Annotated in this window: 20 protein-coding genes; 3 read left to right on the top strand and 17 right to left on the bottom strand. The window is 63.5% G+C overall.

Going from position 1 to position 24,655, the window contains the following annotated elements; genetic code table 11:
- Nucleotides 1–48: 48 nt before the first annotated feature.
- The 3 genes from ASF57_RS00945 to ASF57_RS00935 form a co-directional block, all read right to left on the bottom strand.
- Nucleotides 49–276, bottom strand: coding sequence for a hypothetical protein (locus ASF57_RS00945; protein WP_056189589.1), 228 nt, complete (start codon nucleotides 274–276; stop codon nucleotides 49–51).
- A gap of 493 nt (nucleotides 277–769) precedes the next feature.
- The gene (mutS, locus tag ASF57_RS00940) at nucleotides 770–3,424 is read right to left on the bottom strand and encodes a DNA mismatch repair protein MutS (RefSeq protein ID WP_244476790.1); all 2,655 of its coding nucleotides are present in this window, start codon (nucleotides 3,422–3,424) and stop codon (nucleotides 770–772) included.
- Between the two features lie 280 nt (nucleotides 3,425–3,704).
- Nucleotides 3,705–4,007: a hypothetical protein gene (locus tag ASF57_RS00935; protein WP_056189596.1), complete on the bottom strand. Its 303-nt coding sequence runs from the start codon at nucleotides 4,005–4,007 to the stop codon at nucleotides 3,705–3,707.
- Between the two features lie 181 nt (nucleotides 4,008–4,188).
- Here ASF57_RS00935 and hrpB point away from each other — a divergent pair, with 181 nt between their 5' ends.
- Together hrpB and ASF57_RS00925 are read left to right on the top strand one after the other, a co-directional pair.
- Entirely contained in the window at nucleotides 4,189–6,693 is a 2,505-nt protein-coding gene (hrpB, locus tag ASF57_RS00930; protein ID WP_056478961.1) for an ATP-dependent helicase HrpB, read from the top strand.
- Entirely contained in the window at nucleotides 6,690–7,160 is a 471-nt protein-coding gene (locus ASF57_RS00925) for a DUF805 domain-containing protein (RefSeq protein WP_082503610.1), read from the top strand. Before hrpB ends, ASF57_RS00925 begins: the two co-directional genes overlap by 4 nt.
- Here the strand turns inward: ASF57_RS00925 and lpxB are convergent.
- The 9 genes from lpxB to ASF57_RS00880 all read right to left on the bottom strand — a co-directional run bounded on the left by lpxB (nucleotide 7,138) and on the right by ASF57_RS00880 (nucleotide 19,021).
- Nucleotides 7,138–8,310, bottom strand: coding sequence for a lipid-A-disaccharide synthase (gene lpxB, locus ASF57_RS00920; RefSeq protein ID WP_056478956.1), 1,173 nt, complete (start codon nucleotides 8,308–8,310; stop codon nucleotides 7,138–7,140). The genes ASF57_RS00925 and lpxB overlap by 23 nt on opposite strands.
- Nucleotides 8,307–9,155 (bottom strand): UDP-2,3-diacylglucosamine diphosphatase LpxI, encoded by an 849-nt coding sequence (lpxI, locus tag ASF57_RS00915; protein WP_244476755.1) that lies wholly within the window; start codon nucleotides 9,153–9,155, stop codon nucleotides 8,307–8,309. Before lpxI ends, lpxB begins: the two co-directional genes overlap by 4 nt.
- Nucleotides 9,156–9,199: 44 nt before the next feature.
- Nucleotides 9,200–10,012 (bottom strand): acyl-ACP--UDP-N-acetylglucosamine O-acyltransferase, encoded by an 813-nt coding sequence (lpxA, locus tag ASF57_RS00910; protein WP_056189606.1) that lies wholly within the window; start codon nucleotides 10,010–10,012, stop codon nucleotides 9,200–9,202.
- Nucleotides 10,009–10,473: a 3-hydroxyacyl-ACP dehydratase FabZ gene (gene fabZ / locus ASF57_RS00905; protein WP_056189609.1), complete on the bottom strand. Its 465-nt coding sequence runs from the start codon at nucleotides 10,471–10,473 to the stop codon at nucleotides 10,009–10,011. Before fabZ ends, lpxA begins: the two co-directional genes overlap by 4 nt.
- 408 nt (nucleotides 10,474–10,881) lie before the next feature.
- Nucleotides 10,882–11,940, bottom strand: coding sequence for a UDP-3-O-(3-hydroxymyristoyl)glucosamine N-acyltransferase (gene lpxD, locus ASF57_RS00900; protein WP_056478953.1), 1,059 nt, complete (start codon nucleotides 11,938–11,940; stop codon nucleotides 10,882–10,884).
- A gap of 45 nt (nucleotides 11,941–11,985) precedes the next feature.
- On the bottom strand, nucleotides 11,986–14,547 hold the full coding sequence (gene bamA / locus ASF57_RS00895; protein ID WP_056478948.1) for an outer membrane protein assembly factor BamA: 2,562 nt from the start codon (nucleotides 14,545–14,547) through the stop codon (nucleotides 11,986–11,988).
- Nucleotides 14,548–14,889: 342 nt separating this feature from the next.
- Complete coding sequence (rseP, locus tag ASF57_RS00890) at nucleotides 14,890–16,050, bottom strand: RIP metalloprotease RseP (protein ID WP_056478945.1); 1,161 nt, start codon at nucleotides 16,048–16,050, stop codon at nucleotides 14,890–14,892.
- 161 nt (nucleotides 16,051–16,211) lie between these two features.
- A complete protein-coding gene (locus ASF57_RS00885) occupies nucleotides 16,212–17,792 on the bottom strand; it encodes a DHA2 family efflux MFS transporter permease subunit (RefSeq protein WP_056478942.1) in 1,581 nt (526 codons plus the stop codon).
- An 8-nt stretch (nucleotides 17,793–17,800) separates the two neighbouring features.
- A complete protein-coding gene (locus ASF57_RS00880; protein ID WP_056478939.1) occupies nucleotides 17,801–19,021 on the bottom strand; it encodes an HlyD family secretion protein in 1,221 nt (406 codons plus the stop codon).
- Between the two features lie 146 nt (nucleotides 19,022–19,167).
- Here ASF57_RS00880 and ASF57_RS00875 point away from each other — a divergent pair, with 146 nt between their 5' ends.
- Nucleotides 19,168–19,812 carry a TetR/AcrR family transcriptional regulator gene (locus ASF57_RS00875; RefSeq protein WP_056189628.1) on the top strand — a complete coding sequence of 215 codons (645 nt, stop codon included), beginning with the start codon at nucleotides 19,168–19,170 and terminating at the stop codon, nucleotides 19,810–19,812.
- Nucleotides 19,813–19,821: 9 nt separating this feature from the next.
- Here ASF57_RS00875 and dxr read toward each other — a convergent pair whose 3' ends face one another.
- From dxr to pyrH, 5 genes are all read right to left on the bottom strand, one after another.
- Nucleotides 19,822–20,985, bottom strand: a complete 1,164-nt coding sequence (dxr, locus tag ASF57_RS00870) for a 1-deoxy-D-xylulose-5-phosphate reductoisomerase (protein ID WP_056478936.1) — start codon at nucleotides 20,983–20,985, stop codon at nucleotides 19,822–19,824.
- Nucleotides 20,986–20,997: 12 nt separating this feature from the next.
- Complete coding sequence (locus ASF57_RS00865) at nucleotides 20,998–21,861, bottom strand: phosphatidate cytidylyltransferase (protein WP_056478932.1); 864 nt, start codon at nucleotides 21,859–21,861, stop codon at nucleotides 20,998–21,000.
- Nucleotides 21,862–21,863: 2 nt separating this feature from the next.
- Entirely contained in the window at nucleotides 21,864–22,547 is a 684-nt protein-coding gene (locus ASF57_RS00860) for an isoprenyl transferase (protein WP_056478929.1), read from the bottom strand.
- A gap of 224 nt (nucleotides 22,548–22,771) precedes the next feature.
- Nucleotides 22,772–23,338, bottom strand: a complete 567-nt coding sequence (frr, locus tag ASF57_RS00855; protein ID WP_056189640.1) for a ribosome recycling factor — start codon at nucleotides 23,336–23,338, stop codon at nucleotides 22,772–22,774.
- 537 nt (nucleotides 23,339–23,875) lie between these two features.
- Entirely contained in the window at nucleotides 23,876–24,598 is a 723-nt protein-coding gene (gene pyrH, locus ASF57_RS00850; RefSeq protein WP_056190066.1) for a UMP kinase, read from the bottom strand.
- Nucleotides 24,599–24,655 lie beyond the last annotated feature (57 nt).

Below are 24,655 nucleotides of genomic sequence, written 5' to 3'. Positions count from 1 at the left end.
CGGAGCGCAGCCCTTCTCGATTGACGGCATATTCGAGCGAGATCGAGATTAGCGAACCGATGCCTCGGCCGTCTTCGCAACGAGCTGCCGAGTTGCCGGTGCACGCGGTGTGATGAACGGCGTGGTGATCAGTTCAGAAGCCGGACGCACGGTTGCCGTGGCGCGCGCCTGCTCACGATACAGGGGAGGGGTGAGGTAGGTCCGGTCATCCGCCAACGCAGTGGTGATCAGGGTCAGAGATGCGAGTGCGCTGAGGACGATGGTACGGGTGGTCATCGTGAGCTTCCTTCGGAATTTCCGGGGCGACAGCCCCGTTCGATGATCCGAAGATATTTTGCACCGCATCATGATTCAAACAAATGGATTCAATATCGCATATTGATTCTATCGATTTCAATTTTGGTGTTGGACCCGCCTCGGTATAGGCAAACCCTCCGAAACCGGGGTGGGAATACCAAAAGGGCGATGCTGGCTGTCGATCGTACACGATTGCCGCAGTCACGAACGCTCGCCCCTCACGACTGGGTTGAAAGCTATCCCAGCGCCGTATGCCGGCGTTTCGTGCCCCGATCACAAGAGGCCGAATAGCCGAAACGCGTGGGATCTCTGGAACTCGCTTCGCCACGAGGCACGGAACAATGGGCGCCGTTTGAACAGGTCCCTGCAGGTCGCCGATACTTTTTGCAAAACCTCCGACGTCGCTTTCTCAATCTGACGAACTCCCGCTCGGGCCGCCTATCCCGATCCCCATACGCGAACGGGAGCGGCGTCAATGCGGTCCGCTGCCGACGGCCTTGAGGCGGTACAAGGCCTCCAAAGCTTCGCGTGGCGTCAGCGTGTCCGGGTCGATCGCATCGAGGGCTGAACGCAAGGCATCATCCGAAACCTCCGGAACGGGCTCCGGCATCGGCGGAGGAGCAAGGTTGGCGAAGAGCGGCAAGTCGTCGATCCGGGGGCGGGACGGCCGGTCCCGCTCCGCCTTCTCCAAGTGCTTCAGGATCGACCCTGCCCGCGCGATCACCCCGGCCGGAAGGCCAGCGAGGCGGGCAACCTGCAACCCATAGGAGCGTTCGGCCACACCCGACACCACCTCGTGCAGGAAGACGACCTCGCCCTTGTGTTCGGCAACCCGAAGGGTCGCATTGTCGAGGTGCGAGAGGCGTTGCCCAAGAGCGGTCAGTTCATGGAAGTGGGTGGCAAACAGGGCCCGGCAACCATTCTGTTCGTGCAGGTGCTCGAGACAGGCCCACGCGATCGAAAGCCCGTCGAAGGTCGCCGTACCACGACCGATTTCGTCCAGGATGACGAGGGAGCGACGGGTCGCCTGATTCAGGATCGCAGCGGTCTCGACCATCTCGACCATGAACGTCGATTGACCACGGGCAAGATCGTCGGCGGCACCGACACGCGAAAACAGGCGGTCGACAAGCCCGAGCCGGACGCGGGCCGCCGGCACGAAGGCTCCGATCTGCGCCAGGACGGCGATGAGGGCGTTCTGGCGCAGGAAGGTGGACTTACCGCCCATGTTCGGACCAGTGATCAACCGGATGCGTCCACGCCCCTCCCCTGACAAGTCACAGTCGTTGGCAATGAACGGCGCTCCCGACGCGCGCAGGGCAGCCTCGACAACCGGATGTCTCCCACCCTCAACCACGAAGGCGTAGCTTTCATCGACAATTGGCCTGCGCCAGTCGCGCTCGACGGCCAACTCGGCATGCGAGGCCGCCACATCGAGGCGCGCCAGCGCCTCAGCCACATCCGCAATAGCGCTCGCCTGCTCCAGGACGCGCCCTGACAGGGCATCGAACACCGCATTCTCCAGGGTCAGCGCGCGGTCGGATGCGCCGGAAATGCGGCTCTCCAACTGCCCGAGTTCGACACTGGTGAACCGCATGGCGTCGACCATGGTCTGGCGATGGATGAAGGTCTCGCGCATTACTCCTTTGAGGCAGGCCTCGCCCACCCCCTGTGGGACTTCGATGTAGTACCCAAGCATGTTGTTATGCTTGATCCGAAGCGTACGGCAGCCCGTTTCTTCGGCGTAGCGCGTCTGCAAGGCAGCGATGACTTTGCGCGAATCCTGGCCGAGGAGGCGGTTCTCGTCGATCTCTGCGTCATAGCCGGCGCGGACGAAGCCGCCGTCCTGGCGCTTCAGTGGAAGATCCTCGGCGAGGGCCGCACGCAATGTCTGCACAAGCTCGCCATCGACGGAAGCAAGACAGGTGGCTAGGGCCTTCAAATCCTCGGGAAGCCTCTCCAAGCCGTCGCAGCGGGTCGCGAGTTCCTGGGCAGCGTCCAGACCATCACGCAAGGCTGCCAAATCCCGCGGGCCACCCCGGCCGAGCCCGAGGCGCGACAAGGCGCGGGCAAGGTCAGGGGCACGGGCGAGGCTAGCGCGGAAGGCGGACCGGGTCGGCCCGTCCTCAACCAGAAACTCGACAGCGGCGTGACGATGCCGGATCGCCTCAAGATCGGTCAACGGACCCGCCAGATGCTCGGCGAGCATCCGGGCGCCGCCCGCGGAGACGGTTCGATCGATGGCGTCGAGGAGGCTGCCCTTGCGCTCGCCCGACAGGGTCCGGGTAAGTTCGAGATTGGCCCGGGTCGAGGCATCGATGGACAGGGTCGCGCCAGCGCTTTCGCGCGACGGCGGCGACAAGGTCGGGCGAGCGCCGATCTGCGTACGCTCGATGTAAAGCAGGACCGCTCCTGCCGCTGCGATCTCGGCGCGGCCGAACTGCCCGAAGCCCTCGAGCGTCGAGACTCCGAATTGTGCCTTGATCCGCCGCTCCGCCGAAGAGGGCTCGAGTTCAGCTTGTGCGAGCGGCGTGACGGGAGCGGAGCATTCGCGCCAGAACCGGGTCAGAGCCGGATCGGCATGGATCGCTTCCGACATAACGATCTCGCGCGGATCGTGTCGGGCAATTGCGGAGGCAAGCTCGGCAGCCGGGACTTCACTGAGGGAAAACCGCCCGGTCGAGATATCGACTGCAGCCAACCCGTAAACCAAAGCAGTCTCACCAGCCTTGCGTCGGCCGATCGCCAACAGAACGTTGGCACGGGCGGGGTCAAGAAGACGATCCTCGGTGATGGTACCGGGCGTGACCAGGCGGACAACTTCCCGGCGAACCACAGATTTCGGGCCGCGCTTCTTCGCTTCGGCGGGATCTTCCGTCTGTGCGCAGACAGCCACGCGGTGGCCGAGCGCGATCAGGCGGCTAAGATAGTCGTCGGCGCGGTCCACCGGAACGCCGCACATCGGAATGTCGGCACCGCCATGCTTGCCGCGCTTTGTCAGAACGATGCCGAGCGCGCGCGAGGCGATCTCGGCATCTTCGAAGAACAACTCGTAGAAGTCGCCCATACGGTAGAACAGGAGGCAATCGGTATTGGCCGCCTTGATCTCGATATACTGCGCCATCATCGGCGTGGCACCGGTCGTGTCGAGAACGGCAGCGCTCGTCGTGTAGTCCGAGGGGGCGGAGCCGGTCTTGGCGACGGATCGAGCGGGGCGCTGTGACATGGTCCCAGCATAGCAGACCTAGCTGGCAAGAATCAGCGCGGTAGCCCGTCTGGCCTGGGGAGAAAGCTGATACGTCTACGACCAGTGAGAACGCAGAGCCACGCATCGCCACATGAAAAGGGTTGGCCTGCCTGCGCAGACCGACCCTCGTCGAAGCCGATTGAAGGGACTGAAAGGGAACTCAGTAGCGCGGACCGCCCGTGGTGCTGCCCTTCTGCTGCTGGTAGCCGGGCTGCGAGGGGTTGCGTGAATTCGGATCGCTCATCATCCGCGAACGCGGCATGCGATGCATCCGGCGGTGATGACGATGATGGCGCATCCCATGGTGATGGCGCCGATAGGCGACCTGATCGAGCGCCTGATCACCTGCGACAGCAACGGCCGGAGCCGGCATAACGGGGGCGGCCGATGCGGACGTGAGCCCGAATGCACCGAGCAGAGTGCTGGCAGCCAAAGCGATCGCAAGCTTGTTCATGAATTCCATCTTCCGTCAAAGCGCCACTTGCGCTGCGAGCGATCAAGTCCTTCGAAGTGAATCCGTTCCCAGGTGATCCAACAGAATGATGGAATTGGCCCCGGTCATGGCAAGTATGGTGGAACATCCGTGACTCGACCTGAACCGCAGCGGGTTGCGGATCGTCCGCAATCGCGTCACCAGCATTGGAATGGTCCACTCTGCACCCGCGCCTCTCGTCGCCACCCTGCCTATCGAGGTCGTCCTTCCAGCCCTTCGTGACGCTCTTGCGGTCCGTCCGTCGGTTGTCCTCGTGGCACCGCCCGGCGCCGGTAAAACCACCCGGGTGCCGCTCGCCCTCCTCGAAGCACCCTGGTTACGGCCGGCGGACAAGATCATCCTGCTGGAGCCTCGCCGTCTTGCAGCCCGCGGCGCTGCCGAGCGTATGGCCGCGACGCTGGGTGAGAACGTCGGTGAAACCATCGGACTGCGTGTCCGCCTCGGCTCGAAGGTTTCGAGCCGCACCCGAATCGAGGTCGTCACCGAGGGTGTCTTCACCCGAATAATCCTGGAGGATCCGGAACTCACCGGCATCGGCGCCGTCCTGTTCGACGAGTTCCACGAGCGCTCGCTGGATGCGGATTTCGGTTTGGCCTTGGCCCTCGACAGCCAAGGTGCTTTGCGGGAGGATCTTCGCATCCTCGTCATGTCGGCGACGCTTGATGGCGCCCGTGTCGCCACGCTTCTCGGCGGAGCGCCGGTGATCGAATCCGAGGGGCGCGCCTACCCGGTCGAGACCCGATACTCGGATCGAGACCCGAGCCGACGGATCGAGGACGTCGTGGCGGAGGCGATCTTACGGGCACTGCGGGCAGACCCGGGTTCGGTGCTCGCCTTCCTGCCGGGTCAAGGCGAGATCCGTCGCGTGGCATCTCTTCTGGCCGACCGAGTCGATGCATCCATCGAGGTGGCTCCCCTGTATGGCGCTCTTACGCCTGTCGAACAGGACCGTGCCATCGGCCCCGCGCCGCCTGGCCGGCGCAAAGTGGTGCTCGCCACCAGTATCGCCGAGACTTCGCTGACCATTCAGGGCGTGCGGATCGTCGTGGATTCGGGTTTGTCGCGAGTGCCGATCTACGAGCCTGGCCTTGGACTGACTCGTCTAGTCACCGCCCGTGCTTCACGCGCCTCGGTCGATCAGCGCCGAGGCCGTGCCGGCCGAACCGAGCCGGGCATCTGTCACCGACTGTGGTCCGAAGCTGCAACAAACGCCCTGGAGCCCTTTACCAGTCCCGAGATTCTGGCGGCCGACCTCTCGGGCCTAATTCTGGATTGCGCAGCCTGGGGTGTCACGGACCCGACGACCCTGGCATTTCTCGACACGCCCCCTGCCCCCGCCGTTGCCGAAGCCCGAGCGATGCTGAGCCACCTTGAAGCGATCGACCCGGATGGTCGCCTGACCAGAACTGGGCGCGCTCTGCGCGCACTTCCTCTGCCTCCACGACTCGCCCGTATGGTTGTCGAGGCAGCAGGCTACGACAGGGCTCGCGAGGCGGCAGACCTTGCAGCCGTGCTGGTCGAGCGGGGGCTCGGTGGCGACGACACCGACGTCAGGTCCCGGCTCGACCGCTACACGCGGGACCGTGGGCAAAGGGCGAGCGACATGCGCCGGCTCGCACAGAGCTGGGTACGACAAGCCAACGCGTTCGCCGGAACCCGTGACCATGCTCCGGTTGGCCTCGACTTGAGCGAGGCCGGAACGCTGCTCGCCCTGGCCTATCCCGATCGGGTTGCCCGAGCCCGTGGCCGCGATGGCGAATTCGTCATGGCCAACGGACGAGCTGGACGGGTCGATCCGAGCTCTGCGCTGGCCCGCGAGCCGTTCCTCGTCGTAGCGGAAATCACCGGGACAGCGGCCCAGGCTCGCATTCTTGCTGCGGCTCCGATCTCCCTGGGGGCGATCGAAGCGCTGTTCGGGACTGCAATCGAGGCGAAGACAGAGATCACCTTCGACCGGACGGCACGTGCCCTACGCGCGCGGTCGATGCGACGACTTGGATCAGTGACGCTGGGCGACCACCCGCTGCCTGTGCCGGTGGAGATTGCCGCGGCCGAGATACTCGCCAAAGGCGTCGTCGAGATCGGGCTACACGCCCTGCCATGGACGCCGCAACTTACCCAATGGCGCGCACGCCTACGCTTCCTGCGAGAGGCTGACCCCGCGAACTGGCCCGACGTGTCAGACACTCAGTTGCTGGCAAACATCCAGCATTGGTTGGCACCGGAAATCATCGGGCGCACGAGCCTCGACGCCATCACCGCCGACGATCTCGCGCGCGCCCTTCAAGCGTTGCTGCCCTGGGATCGGCGCGCCCGCCTCGACGCGGATGCGCCCACCCATTTCGAAGTGCCAACCGGATCGCGCATCGCACTCGACTATGAGTTCGAGACCGGGCCGGTGCTGGCCGTCCGAGTGCAGGAGCTTTTCGGTCTGGAACGCCATCCGAGTATTGCCGGTGGAAGAATCGCCCTCGTGTTGCATCTGCTCTCACCAGCCTCGCGACCCATCCAGATCACCCGCGACCTTCCAGGCTTCTGGCGTGGATCGTGGAGCGCCGTACGCTCGGAGATGCGCGGGCGCTACCCACGCCATCCCTGGCCGGAAGATCCTGTGGCCGAGCCTCCGACGCGGCGTGTCAAGCCGAGGGGGACATGAGCAAGGAACTTTGTCGCGCCTGGGCTCCGTTCGATCCAAGCGGTCGCCTCTCGGCCCCGGCCTATCGCGGCTTTCTGATGCGTATGATCGTCCTCGGGTTTGGCCTGCTCTGCCTGGGGATCTGGCTCGCCGCCCTTGGCCTCCGCTGGTCGGGTATTCTCGTTGCCTCCGGCACGCTCCCCGTCATCCTGGCAACCTCGATCCAGACGGTCCGACGGCTACATGACCGCAACCGCAGTGGCTGGTGGTTGGGGGCATACATTCTCGCGGAGGCAACCAGCCTTCTGCCGCTTGAGGGGGTGGTCGACAGCTATCCCATCCCGGTCATTGGGCTCGTCCTGGCAATGCTAGGCTTCTTCGTTTGGTTCTTTCTCGAGACGGTCTTTCGATCCGGAAGCCGGGAGGCCAACCGCTACGGCGCAGTCCCATTGGATTGCAAACGGCTCACGCTGCACGCTTCGCTTTGAGGACGATGCGCGCTGCGCTTCGGCTCGGCTGATCATCGTCCGGCAAGCGCATGAGGCTGTCGATCTGCGCCAGGGCCGCCACCTGCGCATCGCGCTCCGAAGCGCCGGCCAGCAAGGGCTCGAGGGCTGCGGCAAGCCGTGGCGCAGTACAGTCGCCCTGAATGAACTCCGGCATCGCGTTGTGGCCCAGGATCAGATTCGGAAGCACGATGGTCGGGACCTGGATCAGGCGTCGCGCGACGGCCTCCTCGATCCGCGAGACCTTGTAGGCAACCACCATCGGAACACCGGCCAAGGCCAGTTCGAGCGTGACCGTACCGGACGCGGCCAGCGCTGCCCGGGCCCGGCGAAACGCGGTATGCTTGGCTGCCTCGCCGTGAACGAGCGTGACGGGATTATCCCAGGCGAGCACCGACCGCTCGATCAAGGCTCGGTGCCGCGTCACCGCCGGCAGCACCGCCTCGATCGGTCCGAAGCGCGCCGTGAGACGCGCCAGCGTGGCCCCGAAGACCGGCATCAGACGCTCGATTTCCGATCGGCGGGAGCCAGGCAGGATCGCCAGGACCGGTGATCCTACGAGGCGTGCCTCGGCTTCGGTGCGGGACGGGCGCAATTCCGAGAGTCGCTCGATCAGCGGATGACCGACATAGGTACAGGCAGGGCCATTCAGGCGTCGGTGTGCCTCTGGTTCGAAGGGCAGAAGGGCGAGGACGTGATCGATGAAGGGGCGCATCTTCGCGGCCCGCCAGGGGCGCCAAGCCCAGACGCTCGGCGACACATAGTCGACGATGGGAAGGTCTGGCATTCTCTTACGGACGCGTGCAGCCACGGCATGCGTGAAACCGGGACTGTCGATGATGACAAGCACATCGGGCCGGGCTTCGATGACGTCACGCACCGTCTGGCGAATACGGCGCAGGAGGGTCCGCAGCCGCGCGGCGACGGGCAGGTAGCCCATGACCGCCACGTCATCGATGGGGAAGAGGGACCGGAAGCCTTCTGCCGCCATCGCCTCGCCGCCGACCCCTCCGAAACGAATCGGGCGATCCGACAACTCACGCAGTCCGCGCATCAGCTTCGATCCGAGTTGATCCCCCGAGTCTTCGCCTGCCACCAGCCAGATGACTCGCTCAGGATGGGGCTCGTTCATGCGTCCGGTCCCGTTCTGGCATCGAGATTCAATCCGACGACGAAGAGGCCTATCCGATCCGCCGCCGCAATCGTCGCTTGGCGATCGATGATCAGCGTGTGGCCAGCCTGGACGGCCACACCTGCGCAACCGGCCGCAGCGGCATTCACCACGGTACGGGGTCCAATTGCCGGCAGGTCGACGCGAAGATCCTGTCCGATCTTGGCGCACTTCACCAGCACGGTGCCGGGCTGCGCGTTGCCGTAACCGAAGGGGCGGCGGCCGAGTCCCCGGGCGCGGGACAGCATTCGGTCGGTGCCTTCAGGTCCCTCGATGGCGAGCGCCCGTTGACCCACCACAACCGTTGCCTGCCCGACATCGTATCGAGAAAGCGTAGACAGCAGAGCCTGGCCGGTTTCGATCGACTCGCGTGAAGCAGCGTCGGGCGCATGCAGGCCGAGTACTCCTTCGGGGCTGAGAAGATCGGGCGCGACTTCGTGGACGCCCATCACACCATGGCCGTGCTCCTCCAGAAGCAGAAGAGCGCTGCGCAGCAGCCGGTCGTCGCCGCCGGCAGAGATCGCCCTCAGGGCGTCGCGGTTCCGTAACGCCGCCGCGGCATTCAGAATCGCGGCGGGGTTCGGCCGAGACACGCCGCCGGCCGGGATGACACAAGCGGGTCCCCATGCCTCGAGGACGGACAGGATACCGGCGATGTCGAGGAGATCGACCGTCGCTTCGGCCCGTCTTCGCATCGCCCGCTCGGCGAACCCGCGAATTGCCAGAACGCGAAATGGGCGCCCGGCGCGGTCGAGCGAGGCCGCCACCAATTCTGGCAGGTGACCGGCGCCCGCCACCAGGACCAATAACGGTGCCCCGGTGATCTGCGCAGCGGGCGCTGGGTTCGCGTTCAAGAGGTGCTCGGCGTCTCGCGCGGGGTACAGAGGGAACGCTTGCCGCCAGCGCGAATGAAAGCAACGATTTCGGCGACGGCGCGGTGACTCTCGAACTCCGCGGCCACGTCTTCCAGACGCTCCATCAGCGTCCCCTCATTGGCAAAGAGAAGGCGATAGGCTCGCCGCAACGTGTGAATATCCTCACGGGCGAAACCGCGCCGCTGCAATCCAATGATGTTCAGGCCGGAGAGGTAGGCGCGGTTCCCGAGCGCCATGCCATAAGGAATGCAGTCATTCTCCAACCCGGAAAGCCCGCCGACGAAGGCATGGGCCCCAACGCGGGCGAATTGGATCACGGCTGCACCACCGCCGAGGATCGCGTAATCGCCAACGCTGCAATGCCCGGCCAGCATGACGTTGTTGGAGAACACGACTCCGTCACCGACGCGGCAATCATGGCCGACATGGGAGTTGGCGAGAAACGTGCACTTGTCGCCCACCGTCGTCTCCAGCCCCCCCCCGGCGGTTCCGGGGTTCATGGTCACGCCTTCGCGGATCACGCAATCGGCGCCGATGGTCAGAACGGAGGCCTCACCCCTGAACTTGAGGTCCTGGGGTGGATGTCCGATCGAGGCGAAGGGATAGAGCTGTGTCCGTGGGCCGATCGTTGTCCGGCCGGCCACCACGACGTGGCTTACGAGTTCGCACCCATCACCGAGAGCGACGGACGGCCCGACATGGCAGAACGGCCCGACCCGGACGCCTTCCCCGAGGATCGCGCCGTCCTCGATCACAGCGCTCGGATGGATCTCGCCGACAGTGCTCACTCGGTCACCAGCATGGCGCCGATCTCGGCCTCGGCCACCAGGGTACCATCCACCCGCGCCTCGCCCCGGAACCACCACATGGTCTTTCGGTGATTGATCTTCGTCATGTGATAGCGAACGGTGTCGCCCGGAACGACGGGTTTGCGAAACTTGCATTTGTCGATGGTCATGAAGAAGACCTGCTTAGCACGCAGTTCGTCGCTCATGATGTGGCGGCAGCAGATGGCCCCCGCGGTCTGAGCCATACCTTCGATAAGGAGGACCCCGGGGAACACTGGCAGCCCGGGGAAGTGTCCTGTGAATTGCGGCTCGTTAATCGTGACATTCTTGATGCCGACGCAGCTGCGGTCTCCGTCGATCTCCACGATCCGGTCGATCATCAGGAAGGGATAGCGGTGCGGCAGCAGTTCCAGGACCTTCTGGATGTCAGCCGAGCCGAGCTCACGCGGCATGTCGTTCATCGATTCGATTACCTCACTGCGCGTCGACGCCCCCGCCGCCCCGCCTCGTTCCTATCAGCCGCCAACTTGGAGGATGCGCCTTCATTCGGCAGAAGCGGACGGGATGCAAGCCCCTGCGGATCGAATGGGATACAGGGAAGGATCGCCGGCCTTCGGATCGAGGTGGTAATCCTCTACGGCCTCCATCAGGCACGTACCGATCAAAAGATCCCCGATTTGGACAGGTTCGTGCACCGGCTCAGGCTGCGATCATTCAGCTTTGTCGATGCAAATCGGCTGGGATCAGGCCGCTCGCATGGCGCGCGAACGCTGTGGAGGAGAGCCCTATCGTCGGGCTTCTCCCAGAGCGCTCGAACCCGCTCTCGCTACGCGCTCTTGGTCCAGTGTGTCCCCGCCGAGCAGACGCCGTCAGCTCTTCGGTTCGTCGCCGGGCGTCGAACGCTCGGCGAGGCGTGCCAGGGTCGTGAGTTCACGGAACCACGCTCGGACCGGCTTTGCGGGTGTACCCCCCCATCGACTTCCAGGAGGAACGTCCCGGTTCACATTGGACGAACCGGCGATCTGCGATCCCATTCCGATGCGAAGGTGGCCGACGACGCCCACCTGTCCGCCGAGGACAACATAATCCTCAAGGGTGGTCGAACCGGAGATCCCCACGCCTGAGACGATGACGCAGTGCCGACCGATGACGACGTTGTGGGCGATCTGGACGAGGTTATCGATCTTCGTCCCCTCCCCGATGATTGTATCCCGGCTGGCCCCCCGGTCGATCGTCGTATTGGCACCGATTTCGACATCATCCTGAACAATGACCCGGCCGATCTGCGGCACCTTCAGGTGTCCCCCCGGGCCCATCGCGAATCCAAATCCGTCCTGGCCCAAACGTGCGCCGGGATGGATAATCACCCGATTTCCGATCAGCGCATGGGTCAACGTCGCACCGGCCCCGATGGCGCAGTCCCGTCCAATGCGAACGGACTGTCCGATGCTCGCATTAGCGCCGATGATCGTGCCCGAGCCAATCTCCGCACCCGGCCCAATGACCGCACCGGGATCGATTTGTACGCCGGGCTCGAGGCGTGACTCGGGGTGGATGTGAGCGCCGGGGGCGACACCGGCAACACCGAAGAGTGAGCCGGGACGCATCGCATCCGGGTGGAGCCGCGCCAATAACCCTGCATAGACCCGATAGGGATCTTTAAGAACCAAACTGATCGTGCCGGAAGGAACACGCGGCGCAAAACGTGGGGAAACGAGGCAGAGCCCTGCACGTGTCTTCGCGAGCGCATCGCCGTAACGGGCATTGTCCATATAGGCGACATCAGACGGCGACGCGGATTCGAGCGGTGCGGCGCCGGTAATCAGGGCATTGGAGTCAGCCGTCGCTGGCAATGAAACGCCAGCAGCCTCGGCGATGGCGCCGAGGCTGAGGGTGGAGGTCGCGGAGAAGAAGATCGGATCTGACATTCGGTCACAACGCGCCGCCTCCCGAAAAGGAGACGGCGCTCTGACTTAGAAGCGTGAGCCGCCGGAGAAGCGGAAGGCCTGGAGCTGATCTTTTCCGACCCGTCCCAGATAGCTGCCGTTCGCATCGTAGGCCTTCACGCCTTCGTCCTTCGAGAGCGCATAAGCATAATCGAAGCGGATCGGTCCGAGTGGCGAATTCCACAGAATCGAAGCACCGACCGAGGAGCGGATCGTCATCTTGTCACGAACGTTTACGCACTCGGGCTCAACGCCGATGGTAAGCTGGTTGAAGTTACAGGCACCACCCGGAGCGATACCGTTGATGAAGCTGTCGCCGTTCACATTGAACTGCGTCCGACCGTTATAGCCGAACAGCGTACCAGCATCAGCAAAGACCGCGCCCTTCAAGCCGAGATCACGCGGCACTCCGGGAAGCGGGAACTGAACTTCGACGGTTCCGCCGAAGTAGGTCGAACCACCGATCGCGTTGGAGCGGCTGTCGCTGATGCCGACGTCACGCGGCCCGATGCCGTTCGGCGCGAAGCCGCGGACGAGCGACGGTCCAAGGAAGAACTGGTCGGTGATCCGCAGCGGCTGGTCGTTCAGAGCTGAGATGTGACCGCCCTGGAACCGGACGAAGCCGACCACGTCCTCGTAGAACTCCTTGTAATATCGGGCATCGCCCGTCACGCGGAAGAACTTCGAGTCGCCACCGAGACCCGCGAGATCAGGCTTCAGTTCGGCGTAGAGGCCGTTCCGCGGCGAACCGAGGTTGTCGAGGGTCGAGTAGGCGAGCGTAAGTCCTGCAAGGGAGGTCAGGGTGTTGCCCTGCGATCCCTTCAACGCGATTGAGGCTTCACCGTCGAGGGCGCAAGCTGGATAGGCAGCTTGCTCGCCTGGTGCACCAGTCGCGAGTCCACCTCTTGTAATCGCAGTGTATCCAAGGATCGGGTTCGAGCAGTCGTTATACGGCCGCTTGACGGTATTCGGAACCTTGAGTTCGGTATTGTAAACCGAGTAGCGGAGCGTAATCCCGAACTCTTCGGTGATTGGGAGGCCGACACGAAGCTGCCCACCATAAACCGTGGTCTCGTAACGCGAGTAACGGGTCTGGTCGCTGTACTTGTAGAAGGCATCGAAACCCGCAGCGAGACGATAGCCGAGGAAGTACGGTTCCGTGAACGAGAAGTCGAAACCGCGCGAGTACTGACCACCGGTACCAGCGACACGGACGTACTGACCACGACCCAGGAAGTTCGATTCGGAGACCGAGACCTCGCCGATGATACCGTCCTGGGTGGAGTAGCCGCCAGCCACCGAGAACGAACCCGTCGGCTGGTCCTCGACATCAATGTTGATGATCACGCGGTCGGCCGAGGAACCCGGCTCGTTCGAGAAGCGAACCTTCTTGAAGAAGCCCAGACCGTTCAGGCGGCGCTCGGCGCGATCGGTGAGCACCCGATTATAGGCGTCACCTTCGGTGATATCGAGCTCGCGGCGAATGACGTAGTCGCGGGTCCGAGTGTTACCGCGGATGTTGATGCGCTCGACATAGACGCGCGGACCATCCTCCACCACGAAGCCAAGAGCCACGGTGTGGGTTGCACGGTCGCGCTGGCCAGTGGGGCGCACCTGCGCGAAGGGATAGCCCTGGCGGCCGACCTGATTGGTCACGCCGTTGAGAGTCCGCTCCACGTCCTCGGCGTTGTAGACGTCGCCGACCTGGGACCGGATCTCGCCGTCCAATGTCTGCGTATCCAGACCCGGCAGACGGGAATCGATCGCTACCGCACCGACGCGATACTGTTCGCCTTCGTCGACAGTGACGGTGATGACCCAACCGGCATCTCCCTCGCCCTCGACATAGCGCGCATCGGCGTTGACGACCCGGAAATCGGCGTAGCCATTCTTCAGGTAGTAGCGCCGGACGATGTCGAGGTCGTTCGTGATACGGTCCGGATCGTAAACGTCAGATGTCTTGATGAAGCTGAGGAAGTTCATCTCGGACGACGACATCAGCTCCCGGAGCTTGGATTCCGAGTAGGCACTATTCCCAACGAAATTGATCGCCTTGATACCAGTCTTGTCACCTTCCTCGATGACGTAGATCACGTCGAGCCGACCATTCGGCAGGTCGACGGTCCGATAGGTCACCTTGGCCGTACCGCGACCGGCGCGACGATAGACTTCCTTGATGCGCTGAATATCGGCCTGAACAACAGCCTCGCTGAAAGCGCCGCGCGCTTTGGCCTCGACCTCGCCCTCAAGGGTCGCTTTCTCGATCTTCTTATTACCCTCAAACACAACCCGATTGATGAGGTTGTTCTCACGGACGCTGACGACGGTGCTGGCGCCGCTACGAGAGACCTTCACATCGGAGAACATGCCGCTCGCCAGCAGGTTGCGGCGGGCTTCCTCGGGGGAGCCGGAGGCGGTGCCGGTCACATAGGACCGGATGGTGTCGGCATCGACACGCTTGTTTCCCTGAACGACGATCTGCTGCGCCTGGGCGGTTCCACCGAGAACGAGGCCAGCGGCCGCCGCGGCGACTAGGACGATGGTCTGTTCCACCGACTTACGCCGGCGCTTCCCCGTCATCGACATCATGTAATCGCCCGTCTCTTTATATCTTCAGCGCGAGTTTGCACCCGCAGTCAGGCGTCCGTTTTCCGGACGTCCTGACACCTGGTCCCAAGCTCAGCTTCTATCGGGATTCCTGCGTTAAGGAAACGCCGGCAGGTCCCGCACTCTGGGGATTTTGGGGAGACGTGGCCTTCCGGTCACTTAACGCCCCGGATCGATCGTCGAATAGGGTCAACAAACGGTTGCACGCGAAACGCAAGGTTCCGCGCGCAATGGGGATTGTGGTTAAGATCGAGGCGTTTGCGTGTCTCGCAACGGGACGGCCGTCATAGTCCTCAGGTCAGGCGCAAGATCAGGTGGACAAGCTCAGGTCCCACGTGCGCCCCAGGATGCACCGAGGTTGAGGATATCGTTCCACGCAGCGAACAGCATGAGGAACAAAACCAGAGCCAGCCCAATCCGGAAACCGATTTCCTGTGCCCTCTCGCTCAAGGGCCGGCCGCGAATCGCTTCGAAGGCGTAAAACAGCAGATGCCCCCCATCCAGCAAGGGTACGGGGAACAGGTTCAGCAGCCCGATCGAGACGGAGAGCAGCGCGATCAGGCCGATCAGACCGCCGATACCACCGACCTTTGCGACTTCGCCCGAGACCCGCGCGATCCCGATGGGGCCCGATAGCTGGTCGGGGGATTCTCGTCCGGTCACGAGCTTGCCGATATAGTCTATGGTGCGGTCAACGACGAAATAGGTCTCGTAGACGCCCAGGCCCACCGACTGCAGAGGGCCGTAGTGCACAAGTTTCGCCTCTGTCCCCTTCGGCCCCTGGATGCCGAGCCGCCCGAAACGATGACGCCCGAACGGGGTCACGTCCTCCTTGCTCTCCGGCACGGCGACCAGTTCCCTGGTCTCACTGCCACGTTCGACCGTGAAGGTCAGGCTCGAACCTGCGGCACCCGAAACCGTGCGCTGCATGTCGGTGAAGCTATCGATCTTTGATCCGCCGATGGCCCGGATCACGTCGCCAGGTTCAAATCCGGCGCGGGCCGCGGCACTGTCTGGGATCACGGCCTCGACGCGGGCGGGGGTTTCATAACGGCCACCGAAATAGATCGCGCCGGAAAACAGGACGATGGCGAGGATGAAGTTAGCGATGGGCCCTGCCGCTACGATCGCGGCCCGCTTCGGCAACGGTTGGGTCGGAAAGCTAATGGCACGCTCCCGTGCCGTCATGCGTGCCACCGCTTCCGGATCGGGAACGCTGGCGCCGTTGGCATCACCGTGAAACTTGACGTAACCGCCGAGGGGAATGGCAGAGAGTTTCCACCGCGTCCCATGGCGATCGTTGAAGCCGAACAGTTCCGGTCCGAAGCCGAGGGAGAACGCGTGAACGCCGACCCCGCACCAGCGGCCGACCAGGAAATGCCCCATCTCGTGGACGAACACGACGATGCTCAGCACGATCAGGAAGGGAATCACCGCACCGAAGAAACCGGTCGCCGTGCCGCCCATGGCATTCAGGAAATCCATACGTCGATCCTCTCGGCCTCTCGCGGGGCCGTCGTCCCGCTGTAGCAGATCGGATGCGTGGAACGCGAACGCAAACCCGGCGGACGTGATTCGAGGTCGCAGCAGACCCCTTTCGTCGGTCTATCCCCGCATTCCCAGCCCGTTGGTAAAGGGCATCTGCCTCAATGGCCGCCCCCTGCCCCCGCTGCCGCACGCGGCCTCCGAATAAACGGTACGGCACAAGCCATCGCCACGAACAGGAAGGTCAGCACCAGGAACACGTCGGTGAAGCCCATCACCAATCCCTGAAGGCGAACCGTGTTCATCATCGCTTTCAGAGCCATCGCGTCCGCACTGCCACCGAACCCCTCGAATTGCCGGCGCGTCATCTCAAGTCGTTCAAGGACAGCGGTGTTCGTCCAGGTGAAGCGTTCGTGCAGCCGGGCGAGGTGGAGGTCCCAGCGGTCGTTCAACACGGTGTTGATCAGCGCGAGACCGACGGCGCCACCGAGGTTGCGGGTAAGATTGTAGAGCCCGGACGCGTTCTTCATCCGCGCCGGCGGCAGCGTTCCAAGAGCGATATTGTTGATCGGAATCATGCACAGCATCAGCGAGCAACCGCGCAGGACCTGTGGCACCAACAATTCCCAGAAGTCCCAGTCCTTGGTCAAGCCGGTGACCATCCAAGTCCCGGTGGCGAAGCCGAGGAAGCCGAGACCCATCATGATGCGGGGATCGACCTTCCCCGAGAAACGACCCGCGATGGGAGCTGTCGCAAACATGCACAGCCCTGAGACGAACATCGTCTCGCCGATCTGCAGTGCAGAGTAGCCGCGCACTCGTCCGAGATAGACCGGGTAGAGGTAGGTCAAACCGTAGAGGCCGATGCCGAGGACGAAGCTGAAGATGCAGCCGGCGGTAAAATTGCGGTCGGAGAAAGCGCGCAGATCGACAATCGGCTCGGCGGCCGTGAAGGCGCGCCAGAAGAAGGCCGGCCCCGCGATGAGACAGACCACGGCGCTCGCGAACACTGCCTCGTCGGCCAACCAGTCGTGGTTCGGCCCTTCTTCCAGTACGTATTCGAGGCAGCCGAGCATCAGCGCCATGAGGACGAGGCCGAACCAGTCGAAGCGCTTAAACAAGGCAAGGTTCGGATCATCGAAATCGACCAGTAGATAGGTCGAGACCGTCACGAAGATGCCTGGCACGACGTTGACGAGGAAAAGCCAGTGCCAGTCGAACAGGTCGGTGAGGTAGCCGCCGACTGTCGGCCCGATCGTGGGAGCAAGCGTCGCAACCAGTCCGATCATCGGCGAAACGACGGAGCGCTTCGAGGGCGGAAAGATCGTGAAGGCCGACGCGAAGACCGTCGGAATCATACCGCCGCCGATGAAGCCTTGAGCGGCGCGCCAAATGATCATCTCGTTGATCGAGGTCGATGTCGCGCACATCAGGCTCATCAGCGTGAAGCCACCGGCCGAGATCACGAACATCCACCGCGTGGACACCACCCGCGACAAGAAGCCGGAGAGTGGGATCGAAATCACCTCGGCGATGAGGTAACTGGTCTGGACCCAGGGAATTTCATCACCCGAGGCCGAGAGACCAGCCTGGATCTCAGCCAGGGAAGCCGAGACGATCTGAATGTCCAGGATCGCCATGAACATCCCGAACACCATGCATACGAATGCCACCATTCGGCGGCGATCGAGCGGCGGCTCGGTGGCCATCGCGGATGGCCCCGGGACGGCATCAGCGGTCATGGGCGTCTCTAGCGCCGTGAAGCCGTGCGCACGGGATTGTCCCCGCCAGCCGATCCACTACCCTCTCGAGTATCCACCCGAACGGTGACCGACAGGCCGGGACGCAGAATTCCCTCGCTCGCGACCTCCGCCGGTACGTGCACCCGCACCGGCAGGCGCTGGACGATCTTCGTAAAATTGCCGGTGGCGTTGTCGGGAGGCAGCAGGCTGAAAACCGAACCGGAAGCGGGCGAAAGCGACTCGACCTCGCCCAGAATGTCGCGATCGGGATAGGCATCCACTGCGATATGGACGCGCTGGCCTGGGTGCATACGCTCGACCTGCGTCTCCTTGAAATTGGCGTCGATGCGAACGCTCTCGAGGGGGACCAGGGCAGCGATGCGAGAGCCTGGCGCGACATAGGCGCCAGCCTCCACGGCCTTGTTGCCGACGACGCCGTCGAAGGGCGCTCGAATCGTCGTGAATGCGAGATCGCGAGCCGCCCGCGCCTCGGCCGTGTGCAGTTCGGCGGCCAGCCCCTCAGCCTCCTGGGCCTGCGCCCGAAGCACCTCGACATTGGCGCGCATCGCAACCAGCGAGGCTTCGGCCCCCTTCACCGCGGCGTCGGTCCGGTCGCGGTCGGCTCGCGCCTGCTCGATGCGTGCCTTAGCGACGAAGTCGACCTTCTCGAGCTGTTGCTGGCGGGCGTAATCGGCCGCTGCTCGTACCGCATCGGCCTTGCTCGCGTCGATTTGAGCCGAGGCCTGGAGCATTTGCGCCTGCGCGGCTTCGACCTGCCGGCCGATGCGGACGATGGCTGCTTGCTGGGTTACCAGCTTGTCATGCGCCGCCTGGGCGGCAAGGCGGTAGTCGCCGTCGTCGATCCGCGCGATCACATCACCCTTGTGCATCATCTGCCCATTCACGACCGGCACTGCCGCAAGATAGCCGGGGACCTTGGCGGCAAGCACCGAAATGTCGGCCTGCACGTAGGCGTCGTCGGTCGTCACAAAGAAGCGTCCCACCGTCCACCAATGATGCGCCTTGTAGGCTGCGCCACCGAGGCCGGCGAGCAACAGGGTGGCAAATACCAGCTTGCGCGCGCGCCGCAGCCTGTCTGTCGGCTCCGTCGCGATCAGTGCTGGCGTCTTTGGCACAAGCGGGACGGCCGCTGAGAACTTCCCAGTCATCCCGCCGGCATCGAGCTCAGGCGGCTTGGGCGAATATGCGTCGTCTTCGCGCAAGCTCATGGCGAAAATCCTGACCTCCGCGGAAATGACCGAACCGTTCGGTCATTTCTGAGACTGCGCATGCTGAGCTGAGACTGCACATGCTGGCGCTTTCCAAGAAATTTAGATATTCTGACTGAACCGTTCGGTCAATCAGGATCAGCTTCATGACGACCGTAGAAGCCCCCATGGATGGGCGTGAGCGCGCCTTGCCGGAAACCGACAAGCGTCGGCAGATCCTCGACGGCGCCCGTGCGGTCTTCATGGCCTCCGGCTTCGACGGAGCAAGCATGGGCGAGATCGCCAAAGCGGCTGGCGTCTCAAAGGGAACGCTCTACGTCTACTTCGACAGCAAGGAAGCTCTATTCGAGGCGCTGGCGCTGGCCGAAAAGCGCGGGCTTGCCGAGGTGCTGTTTCGCCTCGATGCCGACGATCCCGATGTACGAGGCGTGCTCACGCGGCTGGGACTGAGTTATCTCACCGAAATGGTCAGGCCGGAGCACATCACCGTAATTCGGATGGTCATCGGTGCCTGCGAGAAATTCCCGCGCCTTGGCCAAGCTTTCTTCGAGGCTGGCCCTGTGCAGGGTACGACCCGGCTCGCCGCTTACCTTGATGCGCAGGTGGCGGCAACGCGCCTCCGCCCAGCGGACACCAACCTCGCCGCGCGCCAATTCCTTCAGATCTGTCAGGCCGGTTTGCTGACCCGGCTCCTGTTCAACGCCGGCGACAGGGTCGTCCCAGCAGAGATCGAACACAATGTTCGAGAGGCGGTGCGCGTGTTTCTGGAGGGCTACGGCCCAGAAAGCTGACAGCCTCGCTCAGGCCGCCGCGAGGGCCTGGCTGCTCCAACGCCGAACCTCGGCGTCGATGGCCAGGGCCGCGTCGACATTCTCGGGTGCGGTCCTGTATTGGCCGGCGAAGTGTTCACAGGCGCGTTCAACAAGATCGGCGATGCCGTAGAAACCGATGGCACCCTGGATGAACGCCGACACCGCAATTTCGTTGGCAGCGTTCATCACGGTCGGCGCCGCGCCGCCGGCGGCAAGGGCCGCACGGGCAATGCGCAGGCAGGGGAAGCGCACCTCATCGGCTGCTTCGAAGGTCAGGCTGCCGGCGGCCGCGAGGTCGAGATGACGTCCGCGTGCGATCGACAAGCGCTCGCCGAGCCCGAGGCAATGGGCGATCGGCACGCGCATGTCTGGCATGGCCAAGCCCGCCGTCACCGCGCCGTCCCGCCAGTAGACGAGACCGTGCACGATGGATTGCGGGTGAACGATCACGTCCAGACGATCGGGCTCGAGGGCGAAGAGATGGTGCGCCTCGATCAACTCCAGCCCCTTGTTCATCAGGGAGGCGGAATCGATGTTAATCTTCATGCCCATCGACCACGTCGGATGGGCCGCCGCCTCCGTTGGGGAAGCATTCGCAATACGCTCACGGGTCCAGGTTCGGAACGGGCCGCCGGAGGCCGTGATCGTCATCTTGGCCACATCGTCGAGGCGGCCGTCACCGAGAGCTTGAGCCAAAGCGTTGTGCTCGGAATCTACTGGCAGCAGAGTAGCTCCGTAGCGCTTGGCGTCCCGCATGAAGGCGTCGCCGGCGCAGACGAGGCTTTCCTTGTTGGCAAGTGCCACGGTACGGCCGAGCTTCAGCGCCTCGTGCGTGGGCCGCAGGCCGGCAGCTCCGCTCACGGCTGCCACGACGATATCGGCATCCCGTGCCACCGCCTCCAGCACGGCACCCTCCCCGGCTCCGTTGCGGATTCCAGTGTGAGCGAGCGCGTCGCGCAGGGCCGGACCGGCGGCTTCATCGGCGAGTGCCACGAAATCCGGCTGCAGGTTACCTGCGAGCCGAACAATGGCGTCGACATCGCGCCCGGCTACGAGACTGCCGATGCGAAAGCGGTCCGGATGCTGAAGCAACAAGTCGATGGTCGATTGGCCAATGGAGCCTGTGGCGCCGAGAATGGTGACGGTCAGCAACGGGAGGGTCCTTCAGGGCGCGACGAAGCGGCGTACGAGAAGATAGAAACCGGCGAGGAGAGCGACGGCGAAGAACCCGTCGAGACGGTCCATGACGCCACCATGTCCGGGAATCGCACGGCCCGAATCCTTCACGCCGTACCGGCGTTTGAGGGCGGACTCAACGAGGTCACCGCCTTGGCTGAGAACCGAGGCAGTAGCGCTAAGGAGGGCGACGACGGCAAGCGATGTCGTCGAAAGACTGCTCCAGCCATGGTCTCGGGCGATCAGCACGAGCGCTACTCCAGCGAGCGTTCCTGCGGCCAGCCCACCGAGGGCACCGGACCACGTCTTCTTCGGGCTGACCCGCGGCATCAGCTTCGGGCCGCCGAATGTCCGCCCCGTGAAGTAGGCGATGATATCGGTGGACCAGACCACGGCGAACATCCAGGCGGGACCCAGGATCCCGATCCCGGGATCATCGCGCAGAGCTGTAGGCACCAGAGCGATCACAGCGGCGCTGGCGAGACCGCCCAAGGCACGAAGGCGTCCGGCAGGTTCCTTCGCGATGGCCGTCAGGAGACTGGCCCCAACGAGTCCCACCAAGGTCATTGGCAGCGGAGCAACGTCGCCGTGAAGACAGAGAACGAGGCCGAATAGGGTCGCGGCCGTCACCGAAAGAACGAAGCGCCGCGGCGCGATCGCGCTCATGCCGATCCACTCGGCGGCAAATACGATGCCTGCGGCGAGCCAGATCATTGCGAAGGGCCAGCCGCCAAGGATCAGCGCCGATACGACGATACCGCCGAGCAAGATTGCCGAGACGAGCCGAGCGCGGAACTCTCGGCTGGCAAAAAGTCCGCGCCGGGAGGCGGGAGCCGCCTCTTCAGGCACCACGATTACCCGACCTTGCCGCTCAGGCCGCCGAAGCGGCGGTCACGGCGATGATATTCCTCGATTGCAGCGTGGAACGCCGCATGATCGAAGTCTGGCCAGAATTCAGGGACAATCACGTATTCCGCATAAGCTGTCTGCCAGGTCAGGAAATTCGACAACCGCTGCTCCCCCGACGTGCGGATGACGAGATCCGGATCCGGTATCCCGGTAGTGTCGAGGGCGCCGGTCAGGACATCCAGATCGATGGCGTCCGGCGCAAGGGCGCCTTCGGCTACGGACCGTGCGAGATTTCGAACCGCCCGAAGGATTTCCTGACGACCGCCATAATTGAAGGCCACGATCAAGGTGAGCCCGGTATTAGCCTGCGTGCGGCACTCCGCTTCGTCCAGGAGCCCAGCAATGTCGGAACTGAGTCCCTCCCGCTCGCCGATGATGCGGACCCGAACGTTGTTCCCGTGCAGGTCGGCGAGATCGCGGCGGACGAAAAGCTTCAGCAAGCCCATGAGGTCGGCGACCTCGGCCGGCGGGCGGCGCCAGTTCTCGGATGAGAAGCTGTAGATGGTCAGGAAGTGCACGCCGAGTTCGATCGCCGAACGTACCGCGCGCCGCACCGCGTCGACACCACGGCGATGACCTTCGACGCGCGGCAGGCCACGACTTGCCGCCCAGCGTCCATTTCCGTCCATGATGATGGCGACATGAGCCGGCGCGGTTTGCAGACCTGTCTTAGATTGATGAGAGCCTGCATAAACCGTCGCGGCACCATCCGCGGGCTCACGACCAGACGATTCAACGCCGTGCACCCTTGCCGCCTCGATCTGACGCGCGCCTTCTGAGCGACCCAACGCGCTTCTCCCCCAACCGTCTTTCGTGTCGATCACACGTGATCTCGAACCCGGACCAGCAAATCCTAGACCTGCATGATTTCCTTCTCCTTGGCGGCGAGCACACCGTCGATCTCAGCAATGAACTGATCGGTGGCCTTCTGGACTTCGCCGGCCTGACGCTTCTCATCATCCTCGCTGATGGCGCCGTCCTTCTCCAGCTTCTTCAGATGGTCGAGCCCATCACGCCGGACATGGCGGACCGCAACGCGAGCCTCCTCCGTGTATTTGTGCGCGACCTTGACCATTTCCTTGCGACGCTGCTCGTTCATCTCAGGAACACGCAGGCGGATGGTCTGACCTTCGGTTTGCGGATTCATGCCGAGGTCGGATTCCCGGATGGCCTTCTCGACGGCACCGATCATGCCGCGATCCCAGACCGAGATGCTGAGAAGGCGGGGCTCGGGAACGCTCACGGTTGCGACCTGGGCCATCGGCATCATGGCGCCGTAGGCATCGACCTGGATCGGATCGAGGATGCTCGGCGTGGCGCGGCCGGTACGGAGCGACCCGAGATCGCCCTTCAGCGAGGCTACGGCACCCTGCATACGGCGCTTGATGTCATTCAGGTCGAATTCTGGAATGGCTGCCATGCTGGACTATCCCGACGCGAACTAGGGGAAATTGGGGGCCGAGCCGCGAAGGCCCGTTCGTGCGCCTCAATGAACCAAAATCAGAGAGGCCGCAAATGGGGCTACGGCGCTTATGCGTCGGGGTCAGCCCGAAGCAGAATCCATCGGCGCCGTCCCACCTCGTCATAAGACGCAGACCGATCAATCCGCGGCGACTGCAAGAATTGCTGTCGCGAAAGCTGTCATGATCCGGAACAGATTGCGACATTCATCATAGGCACTCAGTTCACGAATTCAGCGGCTTCTCGGCTAGAGATACGTTTCCAGCTCCAGGTGAGAGCGTCGAATTTCTAACATGTCATTTCGTCGGATTCATGCAGATAGCGCCGTCAACCAAGCAAACGCACCCCATCATTTGAGAAAAATCTGTTCGATAAAATCAGCGACCTTGATGGCATTGATCGAAAAGAGTGCTGCGAGGCATCGGCGCTGAAATGATCGACAAGATTTCTGATTGCCGTCGCTGCGTGTCTACCCTCGCGCCGTGTCAGTCGTGGTCTATGGGACTACCTGCGTGGCCGGCGCCGAACCGGTCAAAATAGCCAGGACCGAACTCGGGGCATGGATGGAGCCGACCACGATCGAAAGGCGGCTTTCGCGAGCCAGCGCGAAGGCCGCGGTGTCCATTACTTTCAAGTCGCGAGCGATCGCCTCATCATGGGTCAGACGATCGTAGCGTGTCGCAGTCGGGTCGCGCTTCGGATCGGCTGAATAGACCCCGTCCACCTGGGTCGCCTTCAGCACCGCGTCACAGCGCAACTCGGCGGCGCGGAGTACGGCGGCGGTATCGGTCGTGAAGAAGGGATTACCGGTGCCCCCAGCAAGGACGATGACCTGACCCTTGTCGAGGTGGTGCAGGGCAGGCTGACGCGCAAAAGTTTCGCAGATGGTCGGCATTGAGACGGCGGACATGGTGCGTGCCGGCACGCCCGCAGCATTCAGGGCCGTTTCCAGAGCCAGAGAGTTCATCACCGTGGCCATCATGCCCAGGGAATCACCAGTAGCCCGGTCGATCCAACCAGCCGCCGAGATACGGGCACCGCGGATCATGTTGCCACCTCCCACCACCAGCGCGATTTGAAAGCCGGCCTCGCGCGTGCGGGCGATGTCGTCGGCGATGCCCGCGAGCGTCGGCGGGTGAAGCCAATAACCATCGGGAGCAGCCAGTGCCTCGCCCGAAAGCTTCACGAGTACGCGGCGAAACGGTGCGGTCTCCGGCATCGAGCCAGTCCCCTCTAATCCGGCCTGGATCAGGTCGGAGAGCCAATCGGAAGCGGG

It is taken from the genome of Methylobacterium sp. Leaf117, from assembly GCF_001422985.1.
Taxonomy (GTDB): Bacteria; Pseudomonadota; Alphaproteobacteria; order Rhizobiales; family Beijerinckiaceae; genus Methylobacterium.
The sequence above is the reverse complement of the archived record's forward strand: the minus strand, read 5'-3'. Positions and strand labels throughout refer to the sequence as shown.

Coding starts and splice junctions, on each gene's coding strand:
- ASF57_RS00945 (WP_056189589.1), bottom strand. CDS start 276: ATGACCACCCGTACCATCGTCCTCAGCGCACTCGCATCTCTGACCCTG.
- mutS (WP_244476790.1), bottom strand. CDS start 3,424: ATGATGGCGCAGTATATCGAGATCAAGGCGGCCAATACCGATTGCCTC.
- ASF57_RS00935 (WP_056189596.1), bottom strand. CDS start 4,007: ATGGAATTCATGAACAAGCTTGCGATCGCTTTGGCTGCCAGCACTCTG.
- hrpB (WP_056478961.1), top strand. CDS start 4,189: ATGGTCCACTCTGCACCCGCGCCTCTCGTCGCCACCCTGCCTATCGAG.
- ASF57_RS00925 (WP_082503610.1), top strand. CDS start 6,690: ATGAGCAAGGAACTTTGTCGCGCCTGGGCTCCGTTCGATCCAAGCGGT.
- lpxB (WP_056478956.1), bottom strand. CDS start 8,310: ATGAACGAGCCCCATCCTGAGCGAGTCATCTGGCTGGTGGCAGGCGAA.
- fabZ (WP_056189609.1), bottom strand. CDS start 10,473: ATGAACGACATGCCGCGTGAGCTCGGCTCGGCTGACATCCAGAAGGTC.
- lpxD (WP_056478953.1), bottom strand. CDS start 11,940: ATGTCAGATCCGATCTTCTTCTCCGCGACCTCCACCCTCAGCCTCGGC.
- bamA (WP_056478948.1), bottom strand. CDS start 14,547: ATGATGTCGATGACGGGGAAGCGCCGGCGTAAGTCGGTGGAACAGACC.
- rseP (WP_056478945.1), bottom strand. CDS start 16,050: ATGGATTTCCTGAATGCCATGGGCGGCACGGCGACCGGTTTCTTCGGT.
- ASF57_RS00885 (WP_056478942.1), bottom strand. CDS start 17,792: ATGACCGCTGATGCCGTCCCGGGGCCATCCGCGATGGCCACCGAGCCG.
- ASF57_RS00880 (WP_056478939.1), bottom strand. CDS start 19,021: ATGAGCTTGCGCGAAGACGACGCATATTCGCCCAAGCCGCCTGAGCTC.
- ASF57_RS00875 (WP_056189628.1), top strand. CDS start 19,168: ATGACGACCGTAGAAGCCCCCATGGATGGGCGTGAGCGCGCCTTGCCG.
- ASF57_RS00860 (WP_056478929.1), bottom strand. CDS start 22,547: ATGGACGGAAATGGACGCTGGGCGGCAAGTCGTGGCCTGCCGCGCGTC.
- frr (WP_056189640.1), bottom strand. CDS start 23,338: ATGGCAGCCATTCCAGAATTCGACCTGAATGACATCAAGCGCCGTATG.
- pyrH (WP_056190066.1), bottom strand. CDS start 24,598: ATGCCGGAGACCGCACCGTTTCGCCGCGTACTCGTGAAGCTTTCGGGC.